General features: G+C 62.7%; 8 protein-coding genes and 1 pseudogene. 3 read left to right on the top strand and 6 right to left on the bottom strand.

Annotated elements, in window-relative coordinates:
- Positions 1-454: 454 nt before the first annotated feature.
- Positions 455-940 (top strand): class F sortase, encoded by a 486-nt coding sequence (locus AC2JAJ_RS15050; protein WP_486415304.1) that lies wholly within the window; start codon positions 455-457, stop codon positions 938-940.
- Positions 941-966: 26 nt separating this feature from the next.
- Here the strand turns inward: AC2JAJ_RS15050 and AC2JAJ_RS15045 are convergent, their stop codons facing one another.
- From AC2JAJ_RS15045 to glf, 5 genes and pseudogenes are all read right to left on the bottom strand, one after another.
- On the bottom strand, positions 967-2,931 hold the full coding sequence (locus AC2JAJ_RS15045; RefSeq protein WP_486415305.1) for a DUF6541 family protein: 1,965 nt from the start codon (positions 2,929-2,931) through the stop codon (positions 967-969).
- Positions 2,932-3,037: 106 nt separating this feature from the next.
- Positions 3,038-3,794, bottom strand: a pseudogene (locus AC2JAJ_RS15040) (ABC transporter ATP-binding protein).
- A 1-nt stretch (position 3,795) separates the two neighbouring features.
- Positions 3,796-4,665, bottom strand: coding sequence for an ABC transporter permease (locus tag AC2JAJ_RS15035; protein WP_473696878.1), 870 nt, complete (start codon positions 4,663-4,665; stop codon positions 3,796-3,798).
- Positions 4,666-6,657, bottom strand: coding sequence for a glycosyltransferase (locus AC2JAJ_RS15030; protein WP_486415306.1), 1,992 nt, complete (start codon positions 6,655-6,657; stop codon positions 4,666-4,668).
- Entirely contained in the window at positions 6,654-7,841 is a 1,188-nt protein-coding gene (gene glf, locus AC2JAJ_RS15025) for a UDP-galactopyranose mutase (protein ID WP_486415307.1), read from the bottom strand. The genes AC2JAJ_RS15030 and glf overlap by 4 nt, the downstream gene beginning before the upstream one ends.
- 219 nt (positions 7,842-8,060) lie before the next feature.
- Between glf and AC2JAJ_RS15020 the strand changes: the two genes are divergently transcribed.
- Positions 8,061-12,089 (top strand): FtsK/SpoIIIE domain-containing protein, encoded by a 4,029-nt coding sequence (locus AC2JAJ_RS15020; RefSeq protein WP_486415308.1) that lies wholly within the window; start codon positions 8,061-8,063, stop codon positions 12,087-12,089.
- Positions 12,090-12,129: 40 nt separating this feature from the next.
- Here the strand turns inward: AC2JAJ_RS15020 and AC2JAJ_RS15015 are convergent, their stop codons facing one another.
- On the bottom strand, positions 12,130-12,519 hold the full coding sequence (locus AC2JAJ_RS15015; protein ID WP_486416797.1) for a hypothetical protein: 390 nt from the start codon (positions 12,517-12,519) through the stop codon (positions 12,130-12,132).
- A 317-nt stretch (positions 12,520-12,836) separates the two neighbouring features.
- On the opposite strand from AC2JAJ_RS15015, the gene AC2JAJ_RS15010 reads away from it, so the two are divergent.
- Positions 12,837-13,085, top strand: a complete 249-nt coding sequence (locus tag AC2JAJ_RS15010; RefSeq protein WP_003804966.1) for a WhiB family transcriptional regulator — start codon at positions 12,837-12,839, stop codon at positions 13,083-13,085.
- Positions 13,086-13,193 lie beyond the last annotated feature (108 nt).

Genomic DNA, 13,193 nt, shown 5'->3' with positions numbered 1-13,193 from the left:
CAAAACATGACCCCGGAAAACGTGGCCATCCTCAACAATGGCTGCATCGGACAACTTGCCCCGCCGGCCGCACCCGCACTCCCCATTGCTCCGCCGGCCCCAGCGAACGTCCCAACAACAGCTGCCAGCAACCCCGGATACAACGTGGATGGTGCTGTGGCAGCCGGGTCTTCACCCGCCACCTCCGGGGACGCAAGCGATATCTGGCCCTCCCTGACCTGGGCGTTGCTGGCGGCCGCTGCAGCCGGGGCAGTGTGGAACGCACGGGTACTTCGGGGGAAGGATGCCTGTTAGCACCGTGCTGCGCGCACACCGCAAGTGCAGACCCGCGTCTTCCCTGCTGGTCATTTACCTTGCAGTTCTGCCCCTCATTGTGAGCGCCGAATCTTCTTCCGGTGGACGTCCCCCACTGGGCTCTTCGGAAACTTTCCGGGAGGTGGCCGAACCGGGATCAGTGCCGCAAGCAGTTGACATCGTCGAAGCAGCACCGCCCAAGCACCTCAAGTATCCCCGCGCCGCGATAAACATCCAGGTCCACCCCCTGGACCCGGACGAGCAAGCAGTTGCCACCCGCAGCCTTATACCGCCGAGGACGCCGGACGGGTACTGGCTGGTTCCCTTTGGTTCCCCTGGAGCCGGTTCCACGAACACCACGTACATTGTGGGCCACACCTGGGTGGGCCAGGACGCGCCCTTCAACCGCCTCAGCAATGCCGCTGCTCCGGGAGACCGGCTCACCGTGCTGACAGCAACAGGCAGCGTCGACTATCAGGTGGACACTGTCACCGCCCATTCAAAGTTGACCCTGCGGAACAGCGATATATGGAAGGTTGTTCCCAACAGGCTCGTCCTGATCAGTTGCCACACCGACGATCCTTGGGGCACAAACATCGTGGTAGTCGCGTCGCCGGTGGGCGCCCGGCCGGCCTCTAAGCCCTAAACCCAGCCTGAACAGGTCCCTGCCGGCTACCAGCAGGCAACAACTTTAAAGAGCCGCGCTCCGGATCCTTCCGAATCGACAAGCTTCAAGCTTTCATTTTCCTTCAGATTCATCACCCCGCCGTAGCCGGGAAGCGTACCTGTGACAGTTCTGGTGCCGAAATCCAGGACATAGTGGACGTTGAGCTTCCGAACAGCTTCACAGACGGCGGGAAACTCAGCTGCGTCTTTGAGGCCGGCATTGACCACATCGACGTCCGACCCATGGGTTGTGAGGATGTGCGGCTGGATCACCGTCCGTCCAGCCAGTGCGTAGGCAAGTGACGTCCCACTGCTTGGCAGGCCGGCAATATTTGTCCCCGGTTCAGTTGTTTCCGGGAGACGTTCCAGCAGGCGCCGTTCCTGCGTCGACAGCAGCGCGGAGTCTTCTCCACTCCGGTAACTCCAGTGCGCGTTAAAGGCGGCAGCGTTAGTCGGCAGCAGCTGGGGCACCAAGGAAACGAAGGCCACTAAATAGACCGCCCCTGCCAGGAGCCTCCGCCGCTCCGGGCCAGGGCGCCCTGGGAAGCGGTTAGTCATGAAGGTGGACCGATCGAGCACCTGCAGTTTTCCATGCAGCCAGTCCATGAGATAGAGCGCCCCGATCACCGCCGGTCCAATCACGACGACCGGGAGCAGCGCGGCCAGCCTGTAGCTGTCGTAGTACCAGACGCCCGTGATGAACTGCCTAATGGAAGCGTCATATCCCGCAGCAAAGAAGAAAAGCCCCGCACCAATAAAGTACGTGCCGATAAGCCAACGGCGCGATTTGGAGACCCAAAGATGGGCCAGCCCCGCGATAAGGCAGATGCTGACGACCTCCTGGGTTGGACGGCCCAGGAACGAATTCAGCATCAGCTCCCCCAGCGCCTGCGCAGGAGTCTCCACCACCCGCCAGTTGGCCGAATCAGCCGGAGGACGAAGGAAGTACCAAAGGGCGGTCAACGCAAGGAGCCCCATGGCCAGTGCGGCGGAAATCACCCATGCCGTCCGTCTTGCATGCGCTGAACCAACGCCCCGCAGGTCCCGCATTTTGCAGTAGTACAGGCCGAGGACCCCGGGCAACGCGAAGGCCAGCAGAGCCATCAGAGTGCTCGGATGTGCCAGGGCCACGCCGGCGGCAGCGAGGGCGGCGCTCAACCACGCAATCGGAGCCGCTGGACGTTCATGGAAACCCAGCCCCAATGCTGTGAACGCCAGTCCCAATGCGGCGGGAAGCACAGAGATCGAGAGCAGGTTCGGGTACAGCACGCCCCAGTCGATCATCAGGATCGGGAAGGTCGCGAAGCCGGCTGAGAAGACAAGGGCAATGACGGCTGCAGCCTTGCGATAACCAGCAACCGTGAAGACCAGGAAGAGTGTGCCGAGAGGCCATGCCACCGCGCCGATGGCGATGCTCGTTGCGTTCACGAGGACAGGGATGGAGGCTCCGGTGAGTTCCCCGACAAGTGCCACTATTCCATGCCACGCTGCCGGGTAGGCGCTGATTCCGGTGAAGGCCCCCAGGTTCAAAGGCGAAGCATTCTGCGACTCCATGGCCCACCGGACGGCATTGAGATGGAAGACGTTGTCATACGTTTGCGAGATGGAGTCCGGCTGAATCATTGCGGTAGCCAGTTGGGCACCAATGACGACGGCTGCGACAAGAGAGCCGATGGCAACCACAGCGGTAAGGTGGCCGCCGAGTCGACGTTCGGGTATATGGAACCTCCTGGAACCCCAAAACTTCGATATGAAGAACGCGATGACAGAAACCACCGCACAGCCCACCAGCACGGGCGCGGGCGTCCAGGACAGTCCCACGAACGGAAAAACCAATGCCAGGAAACCGATGGTTCCTACGCTAAAGGCAGGAGCAATGAGGAGGGCAAGAATTCCGGGCACCCTGATAGCTATCGACGTCGCCAAGCCGGGAAGCAGAATCAAAAGCACGGCGGTAAGGATTACTGGCATGGATTGCCACCAGGACACGGAAACACCACTTTCAGGAACGTCTGAAGAAAAACTGGACGGCAACGACAGGAAACTTGTGGGCGCGTCACGCCCATGCGATCCGGAACTAGGCGGGATCCATTGACCGTCGCCTGAGTTCGGCAACGACGTCGTGCACGGCACCATCCATGATTATTTCGCCGTGTTCCAGCAGCACACCGCGCTCGCACACCGTAGCTACAAGATCAAGGTCATGACTGACCACGAACAGGGTCTTGCCAGGCATCGGAAAGTTCTTTGATCTTCGCAATGCATTTGCGCTGGAACGGTTCGTCGCCGACCGCAAGGATTTCGTCAATGAGGAACACCTCGGGATCCGTGTGCACCGCAATCGAGAAAGCGAGTCGAAGGTACATGCCCGATGAGTAAAACTTGACCTCGGTGTCGATGAACTCGCCGATCTCCGAGAATTCGACAATCGAGTCGAACATGTCATCGATCTGCTTCTCGGTCATCCCCAGGATGGCGCCATTCAGATAGACATTGTCACGCCCGCTGAGATCATGATGGAATCCCGCGCCTACTTCGATCAGTCCAGCCACGCGTCCGCGGGTACGGACGGAGCCTCCGTCCGGTTGCAGTACTCCGGATATGAGCTTCAGCAGCGTCGATTTTCCGGAACCGTTCAGGCCCATGAGTGCCACGGTCTCGCCCTGTTTGACCTCCAGGGAGACGTCCTTGAGTGCCAGGAACTTCTTGGACAGGTCACCCTTGCGTCCCTTGACCAGCCACACAAGGGCTTCCTTCAGGGACCTGGTGTGACGCAGGACGAACTGTTTGCGGACGTCAATGCAGCTGATAGCAACGTGGCCGTGCTTCGTCATGTCAGAGCTCCTGGGCGAAGTGTACGGAAAGCCTGCGGAACATCAACTGGCCAAGGAAGAGAATGGCGAGAGTAGTCAGCAGGGAGACGGGGAGCCAGAAGCCCAGCAAGTCAGGGGGCATGATGTCGCCGACCACTTGGTCAGTTTTCAGAGTCGGCTCCCAGAAAGCCCAGTGGAATACTTCGACGGCGGTTGTGATCGGGTTCAGCTGGTAGAGCCAGTACCAGGGGCCCATGACGCGTTCGACCATCGTCCACACGTAAAGCACCGGTGACGCCCAGGTCACGACCATGACGATCATGTCCACGATGTTCTCGGAGTCGCGGAAGTAGACGTTGGCCGCGCCGAACATGAGGCCAAGGCCGGTGGCAAGCACGGCCATCATGACGAAGATCAGGACGGCGGCGGCCAGTTGCAGGACAGATGGCGCCCAGCCAACAACCAGGCATGCTGCGATCAGCACCACCAACTGCGGCAGGAAGTGCGCGGCCGAAACCCACACTGTCGCGGCGGGGAACAGCTCCCTTGGCAGGTAGATCTTCCGGATCAGATCCCGGTTGTCAACGATGGAACGCGTGGCGTTGGACAGGGATTCGGTGAAGAAGTTAACCAGCACAATGCCCGAAAAGAGGTAAATCGCGTAGTTGGGCGTCCCATGCTCAAGGTTCAGGAAGATCCCCAGCGCAATGAAGTAGATCAGGAACTGCATGAGGGGTTTTACGTAGGACCACATCAGGCCAAGCACTGATCCGCGGTAGCGGATTTTGATTTCCTTGCGTACCAACAGCTTCAGCAGGAAACGGTCGCCGTAGATGTCAAGGAGGCCGCGACCCACCCCCGGTTTGATGAGCTGGTCCGACTGTCGGGCCATCTAGCTGTCGTCCTTCGTCTCGGCGTCGAATGTCTTTTTCCAGGCCGCCATCGATGTTATTTCCGGAACAGCCGCGCGATATTGCTCGGCCAGCTTGTCCCATTCCTTGTAGAGCCGCAGATGCAGGGCCGTGGCTTCAGCAAGCATCGACTTCAGCTTCTTGGGATCGCGCCGGTACCAGGAGGCACCCGTACCCTCTGCGTTGGAGACGATGACGCTGTCGTAGTGGGCAAGCCGGAACCAGCGATTGTCGCGGTGGGCCAGGAAGCCCTGCGGGCGTTCAGAACTTTCCGGCGCAGGAGCCTGGATAAGCTGGCGCGTCACGGTCTTAATGCCCCACGGCACCAGGTCCTTCTTGCGTGGCATGCCAATAGCAGCACCGCCCATCGGGCCGCGGCTCAGCTTCGGCGCCGGGAAGTCGTCGACATCATCCTTCAGTTGGGCGTCCGGGTACTCGGACTTCAGCGCGTTGATCTCCGGAAGTTTGGTGGCAAGGATCTTGTGCAGTCCATCCGGTCCCTTCAGAAGGTCCTTGAGGGCCTCGATCCTGCCGTGCTCCGTGAAGTACTGCATGGAAACAAGGTGCTTGACGTCCGCCTGCACGGATTCCCGCAACACACGGCCGCCTTTGGGGTACGGACTGTGAATCAAGGTAGTGATAAGACGGTTTCGTCCATGGAAGTATGACTGCCACCCGACCATGTCGTCCTTGTCGGCCCATGAGACGTGCCACACCGCCGCACCCGGCATCGACACCGTGGCGTAGCCCGCTTCCCGCGCCCGAAGGCCATACTCCGCGTCATCCCATTTGATGAACACGGGGAGGGAAAGCCCGATTTCCTGGATGACTTTAGTGGGGATCAGGCACATCCACCAACCGTTGTAATCGACATCAACCCGGCGGTGGAGCCAGGCCGTCTGGCGAAGATTAGCAACACTGAAATCGTGGCGCAGTTCCATGTCGGCGTGGGGTTGTGCCGGCACGATGCGGTAGGGGTCGACGACTTCGCCGAACGTGTGGAGGACACTGCGGCTGTAAAGGTCGAACATGTGTCCGCCGACAATAGTGGGTTTGCGGCAGTGGTCTGCAAAGGTCAGCAGCCGGACGATGCTCTCGGGCTCAACAACGATGTCGTCGTCAAGCAGCAGCACGTAGTCGCTGCCGTTTTCGACTGCCTCATACATTCCACGGGCAAAGCCACCTGAACCACCGAGGTTGGCTTGGTTGATCACCCGGAGTTTGCCGCCCAGGGACGCGGCAACCTCGTCGAATCCCGGCTGGTCCTGCACCTTCTGCGTGCCTTGGTCGACGATCAGAATCTCCTTGACGTGGGTCAGGACATCCTGGTTTTCCGCGAGGATACGCGCATTGTTCAGGCAGAAGTCGGGCTTGTTCATCGTCGTGATTTCCAGGGTGACCTGGCCTGCTTCGCGGGCCGCTTCCGCTGTCTCCCACTGCGCGGCTTCGAGAAGCAGCCCCTCAGCGGTGGCCGCAAGGTCGAACCAGTACCAGCCGCCGTCGCCAAAGGGTTTAAGCGTCAGCTCGAAGACGGACGTTGCTTCCCCTTCGACGTGGCAGCCGTCGACGCGTTGAATGGAGCCACGGGCGTTTGACTTGTAGACCGTAACCGTTCCGGCGCCCTTCGTTTTGACTACGAGCCGGATATCCCGCACGGACGTCCAGCGCCGCCAGTAACTTGCGGGGAAGGCGTTGAAGTAGGTGCCGAAGGAGATCTGCTCGCCGGACCGGACCCGCATGGATTCGCGTGAGAGAAGGTCCTCGAAATGCGCCTGGCTCACGCCGGAGCTAAACATCTGCAGTTTGTCTTCGGGCAGCTTCGGGGCGCGTGCCAGTTCGTCATTCTCGCGCAGACGGATGCCGCTGGCGGGGCCCGCGTCCACGTAAAGCGGGATGGTGTCCGTTTGGTCCGCGGATGGCAGGATCACCCGTTGAATCGTGCGCCAGTCAATTACTGCGTCCCCGTCGCTCATGCGGTGACTCCTCCACTTTCAAGTTTTGCGCCGCTCTCGAAATGCGGCCGGATCTTGTTGTCGAACATGCTGAGCGCCGATCCGATGGCCATATGCATGTCCAGGTACTTGTAGGTGCCCAGCCGTCCGCCGAACAGGACATCCTTCTCTGCCTCCGCAAGGTCGCGGTATTTGAGGAGGCGTTCCCTGTCGGCGGAGGTGTTGACCGGGTAGTAGGGCTCGTCGCCCTTCTCCGCGAAACGCGAGAATTCGCGCATGATGACGGTCTTCTCGGTCTGGTAGTCACGCTCAGGATGGAAATGGCGCGGTTCGATGATCCTGGTGAAGGGCACGTCGTCGTCGTTGTAGTTGACGACAGACGTTCCCTGGAAATCACCCACGTCCAGGACTTCTTCCTCGAAGTCGATGGTGCGCCAGGACAGGTCGCCCTCTGCATAGTCAAAGTAGCGGTCCACGGGGCCTGTATAGACGACTGGAATGCTGCCGACTACCTTGTCCTTGCTGTACTCGTGTGACTCGTCGAAGAAATCCGTATTCAGCCGCACCTCAATGTTGGGGTGCTCCGCCATCTTCTCGATCCAGGCGGTGTACCCGTTGGTGGGCAGGCCCTCGTACTTGTCGTTGAAGTAGCGGTTGTCGTAGTTGTAGCGCACCGGCAGCCGCGAAATGATACCCGCCGGCAGGTCCTTGGGGTCCGTTTGCCATTGTTTGCCGGTGTAGTGCTTGATGAAGGCCTCGTACAGCGGGCGGCCAATCAGCTGGATGCCCTTGTCATTGAGATTTTGTGGATCCGTTCCTGCCAGTTCCCCGGCCTGTTCCTGGATGAGCTCCCTGGCCTGGCCGGGTGTGAGGTTGGCCCGGAAGAACTGGTTGATGGTGGCCAGGTTGATGGGCAGGGAGTAGACCTCGCCCTTGTGGACGCCGTAGACCTTGTGCACGTAGTTCGTGAACGTCGTGAACCGGTTGACGTACTCCCACACCCGCTCATTGGACGTGTGGAACAGGTGGGCACCATACCGGTGGACCTCAATACCGGTCAGTTCTTCCTTTTCACTGTAGGCGTTTCCGCCGATGTGGTGGCGGCGGTCGAGGACGACGACCTTCAAGCCCAGCTCGGTGGCGGCCTGTTCTGCGATTGTCAGGCCAAAAAAGCCGGACCCTACGATGACAAGGTCAGCGGTCACAAAATCTCCTGGATAGCATGCGGGCAGCGCAAGGTGGCGCATTGTCTGCTGCTCTAGCCTACCCGAGCGACCGCATGACCCGTCGAATCAGGTGCCCGTCTCTGCTTCGGCGCGCACCGCGCCCGTTTCCCCGGTTATCCACATAGGGACGACGGCGGCCCACAAGTATGGCGCGGATGGCTAGCGTGGGTGGTGCAAACGCACGAAGGATTCGAACCCATGACACTCCACTGCACACTGGTGGCCGGCCCGGGGTCACCCCGGTGCCAGGTGCCGCTGGAATTGTCCATTGATATCCCTGACGGCACCCGGGGCGCCGTCCTTCACGACCAGCTGGTGCGGAAGTTCGGTTCAGGCACGGTCACCGTGGACGGCGAGGACCTGCGTTCACTGGTCGTCGGGACAGCGCCGCTCGTCAACGCGGCTGTTCTGGTCGACGGCGGGGCCGGGCGTGCGGCCCGGCGGTTGCGCGAGCGGACGCCGCGTGATGCCGGGGCTCCGCTCGCCCTCGTGATCCACAGCGGAGCGGCGGCGGGAACTGTGGTGCCCTTGCGGCGGGGCAGCTACAAGGTGGGCCGAAACGGAACGCGGATTGTCATTCCGGACCCCGAACTGTCCCGCGAGCATGCCGAGATCGTCGTCACTGACTCGGAGATCATCCTTCTCGATCTCGACAGCGCGAACGGTACCTACGTTGACGGGGAAAGAGTCCGGAGTACCGCCATCTCGACCGGCTCCACCATCCGCTGCGGGAACTCGCACATGGCGCTGCTTTTCATGGACGTGCCTGAACGGGCGCTGTCGGAGGCCGGGAAATCTGTTGCGGAACCCATCACTGTCCCTGCCCGGGCCGACGCCGGCAACCGGACGCTCCTTGTTTTAGGGGCGCTCCTTCCCTTGGTGATCGGCGTGGGCCTGGCGGTCCTTACGGGTATGTGGATGTTCCTTGCCTTCTCCGCGGCGTCCGCGGTCTCCGTCCTTATCCCCCTCAGCACCGCCAGGCGGCAGCGTCGGGAATTGTCGTCCGTTCTCCAGGCCGCCGTTGAGGAGGACCGGAAGCGACGACGGCGGAGCGCACCTTCCCTGCCGATCGTTGCGCTCGCTGCCAGACCAGGGCCTGAGCCCTCCCTTGCCAGTACCGGTTCGGAAGCCGTCTGGTTGCGGCTGGGCCAGGCCGAACAGTCAGCCAATGTGCGAATCGAGCCGTCCGGCGGGCCCCTGGCAGTCCCCGCGGCCGGCACCCTCCCCGTCATGCTGGATCCGGGCAGGCCGCTGACCAGGATGGCCGGCCCACCCCCTGCCGTCGACGGGTTAATGAGGTCCATGGTCATGCAACTGGCCGGCTACCCTTTGGGCAGGACCACGCGTGTCATCATCCATGGGTCGCCGGAAGATCTCCCCCTGGCCGCCAGATACCTTCGCGGCGTGACACTTACGGCTACGACGCGTGCCGGTCTTGAAGCAGTAAAGGAAGGAACCGCCTCCGGTGATGGGCGGCAGGTCGTGATCATTCGAGGGACGGCCGCCCCGCTGGGGTCCCATGACGCCATTCGTGACGCAGCCATACAGCGCGGATGCCAGGTTATTCAGATGGTGTCGGGGGATGCGGCCCCGATGCAGTCCGATGTGCTGATGTCCGAACGCCGGTGCGTCCTGCGCGAGGCCAACGGGGAAAGATCGTTTGTCCCCGATCTGGCGCCGGGGGACGTGTTCACGGAGTTCTGCCGGCGCATGGCCGTGGCATCAAGGCCGCGGGACCGTCGGGATCACCGCGTGCCCGCATCGTGCGGCCTGGAGGAAATCCTGCCGCTCTCCGCGGCGGACGTCAGAAGCCGCTGGGACTCCAGCCCGCAGGACGCGGGACTGACGGTCCCGATCGGAATCGGTGCGTTCGGCCTGCGGACCTTCGACCTCCAGGCCGACGGCCCGCACCTGCTGGTGGCCGGCACCACCGGTTCCGGCAAATCAGAACTGCTCCGCAGCTTCGCACTGGGCCTCGCCCTGAGCTACCCGCCGGAGCGGGTCAATCTGTTCTTCATCGACTTCAAGGGCGGATCGGGCCTGGCCCCGCTCAGCGAACTGGTCCATTGCGTCGGCCTGCAGACCGACCTTTCCGCACATGATCTGGAGCGAACCCTGACGTCGCTCCGGGCCGAAGTGCGGCTGCGTGAAGAATGCCTTGCGGCGGCGCATGTGCCGGATATCGCCACGTACAGATCGGTGCCCGCCGCCAGGGACTTCACCCTCCCCCACCTCGTGATCATCATTGATGAGTTCCGCATGCTTGTCGATGACGCACCGGAGGTGCTGCGGGAGTTGCTGCGGATTGCTTCGACAGGACGTTCGCTGGGCATCCACCTGGTCATGGCGACCCAGCGGCCGCAGGGGGCCTTGACTGCAGACATCAGGGCAAACGTCACGTCCAGCATCGCCCTTCGTGTGCAATCCGAGATGGAGTCGGTAGACATCGTCAGTTCCAAGGCCGCCGCTTCCATCAGTGTCGATGCCCCCGGCCGGGCATTCATTGCGCGGGGCATGGAACCAGCACAGGAATTCCAGGCCGCATCCCTGGCCCCGGCGCCCGGATCCCGCCGCAGAACCGCAGTCACAGTGCAGCCTACGACGGCTCACCTCACCTCCAGCGGATCCTTCGCGGACAAGGAGAATGCTGTTCAGCAGACACCCGCCCAGGCAGTGGCTCCCCTGGCGGCCATCGTGAAGGAGCTGTGCGCCGAACGCAGGGAGCGGCCGCCACGGCGGCCGGTCGCCACTCCATTGCCGGATGAGTTGGACGAGTTGGACGAGCACGCCGTCGGACAGGCAGATGCCGGTGCTGCGCCTGCGGAGGACGGCTGGTCCGTCCGGCTGGGCTGGAAGGACCTGCCACAGAAGCAGGTAGTCGAGCCACTGGTCTGGATCCCCGCCAGGGACGGCCACACCGCATTCATCGGCACTTCCGCTTCCGGCGCCGGTGAAAGCCTGGAGCAACTTGTCAGAAGGCTGATGGCGACAGACACGGAAGCACATTTCTACTTCCTGGACTCGGCCGGTGCCTTCCTGCCGCTCGCCGCTGCGAAACGGACGGGCGCCCATGCCGGGCCGCATGATCTGCGCCGGGCGGTCCGTGTCCTGGAGCGACTTACCGAGGAAATGGGACAGCGCCTCAGCCATCCCTTCGGAAGCGACATCCCCCTCGTCGTGGTCGTCTCCGGATGGGGATCGTGGGTTTCGGCATTCCGGTCCGGGCAACTGGCCTGGGCAGAAGACCTCGTCCATGATCTTGTGCGTGATGGAACCCGTGCGGGAATCACGGTCCTGATGTCCGGAGAGCGGGAACTTGTTACCTCGAGGTTCTTCGGAGCCCTCCCCACGCGGTTCTACTTTCCTGCCGGTTCCAACGAGGACTCCAGGGCGGCGTGGCCCCGGATGCCCGCAACCCGTGCGGTGCGGGGAAGAGCGGTTGCATATGGCCCTGTCGCAGGGGGCGGACCGGCCGTGTGCCAGTTCTATCGCCCGTCAGCCGCCGGCGCCATCGCCCGGACGGCAGGCAGTGGCGCTGCAGAGGATATGCCGGCAGCGTCGCGTCCGTTCAGGGTGGAACCACTGCCGGACAGGATAGCAACCGGTCTGGTGGCATCGCTCGCGCTGTCTTCGCAGGATCCACTGCTTGCTGGAGCAGGACCACAGACCGGGCAGCGGCGGAACCTGCTCGTGGGAGTGGCGGGCAATGAAGTGGGCGCTGCCTCCTTCCGGATGCCGGACAGCGGCGTCGTGGCCGTGCTCGGCGGACCCGGGAGCGGCAAGAGCAATGTCCTGCGGGCGCTGCAGGCGTTGAACCCCGACACCGCCTGGGCATGCCCTGGGTCCGAAGAAACAGGTGAGGAAGGGTGGAACCGCCTGCTGTCAAAGGCAGAGGCCGGACTCCTGCCGAGGAGGACCGTGATGCTCGCTGACGATGTCGACCTGCTCATGCCCGGCGCCCTGGGACATTTGGGACAACTGCATGCCCTCGGCCATGCGCTCGTAGTCACTGCCGGGTACAGCCCCATGCTCGCCCACCGGATCCCACTGCTCATGAGCGCCCGGGAAGCGGGCACGGCAATCCTGCTGGCCCCGCGTTCCCTGGGCGACGGTGACCTTTTCGGGGTCCGCTTCGAGGTCGAGCCGAACCCGCCCCCGGGAAGGGGCGTCCTCATCTCGGCCGGCCGGTCCTCCCCCGTCCAGGTGGCCTGGGCCGGTGAGGACTAAGGGCGGGCGCCTCGCCGTCCCCGGCCGGCCGGTCGAGGGCTTAGAGCGTGGGCGTACTCCCGGTGCGGGAGGCATAGCTGATCACCTTGCTGGAAAACAGGAGAACGATGGCAATGACCGCGGGCACCACCATCGCCAGTCCTGTGAAAACCAGCCCGCTGGTCAGTGCCGGAACCCCGATGGTCAACACGAACAACTGTGCAACGAGCGCCGCGGCCCTTGTCCAGCGGTAACCCCTGTAAAGGAAGACGGCGACCGCGTACAACCATGCAGAGAATGCCAGCAGGAGTCCCAAGGTGAAAACCGCGCCCCAGAAGGAGAGCACCGGGCTTCCGCTGAACAGTTGAAAGGCGTACCAGGCCGCGGCGGCCAGGAGTGCGGTCGCCTCGGCCCCTGCAACGAGCGCCACCACAACGGCCGCGGGAGGCACGGCGCCCCGGGCATCAGCGGCCTCAGGGGCCTGCCGCGGGTCGTCCGGGGAAGATGGGCCTGCAGGGTTTACCGGGGGTCTTGACACACTGGCACCCTACCGGAGATAGTCGGACACTGGTGAGGGCCCGCGCCGCCAGTGTGATGCATCGCTCAGGATTCACGGGATATCAAGCGCTATTACCCCTTGTTTACACAGCGTTAACATGACAGGCTTTATTCAGATGACCAAGGGGGCCCCGAAGGGCCCTTTTCCTTTGTAGCCACTAGTGAATAATTTCACAAAGGCTCTTCCCAGAAATGGAGCAACTGATCAGCATGGATTGGCGTAACCGCGCAGCGTGCCTCGACAAGGACCCGGAACTGTTCTTCCCCGTGGGAAACACAGGCCCCGCCCTCCTCCAGATCGAGGAAGCAAAAAGCGTCTGCCGCCGGTGCCCCGTGGTGGACACGTGCCTGCAGTGGGCTCTCGAATCCGGCCAGGATGCCGGCGTCTGGGGCGGCATGAGCGAAGACGAGCGGCGCGCACTGAAACGCCGTGCCGCCCGCGCCCGCCGCGCTTCCTAGAGTCCGCGCTTCCCCAGCAGGCACTCGCACCAAGTGGTGTGCACAGAGGCCCCGGCGACTGTCCGCAAGGATCGTCGCCGGGGCCTCTGTCAGTTTGGCCGGGAAGGC

Source organism: Arthrobacter sp. MOO21 (genome assembly GCF_057369995.2).
The sequence above is the reverse complement of the archived record's forward strand: the minus strand, read 5'-3'. Positions and strand labels throughout refer to the sequence as shown.

Coding starts and splice junctions, on each gene's coding strand:
- AC2JAJ_RS15045 (WP_486415305.1), bottom strand. CDS start 2,931: ATGCCAGTAATCCTTACCGCCGTGCTTTTGATTCTGCTTCCCGGCTTG.
- AC2JAJ_RS15035 (WP_473696878.1), bottom strand. CDS start 4,665: ATGGCCCGACAGTCGGACCAGCTCATCAAACCGGGGGTGGGTCGCGGC.
- AC2JAJ_RS15030 (WP_486415306.1), bottom strand. CDS start 6,657: ATGAGCGACGGGGACGCAGTAATTGACTGGCGCACGATTCAACGGGTG.
- AC2JAJ_RS15020 (WP_486415308.1), top strand. CDS start 8,061: ATGACACTCCACTGCACACTGGTGGCCGGCCCGGGGTCACCCCGGTGC.
- AC2JAJ_RS15010 (WP_003804966.1), top strand. CDS start 12,837: ATGGATTGGCGTAACCGCGCAGCGTGCCTCGACAAGGACCCGGAACTG.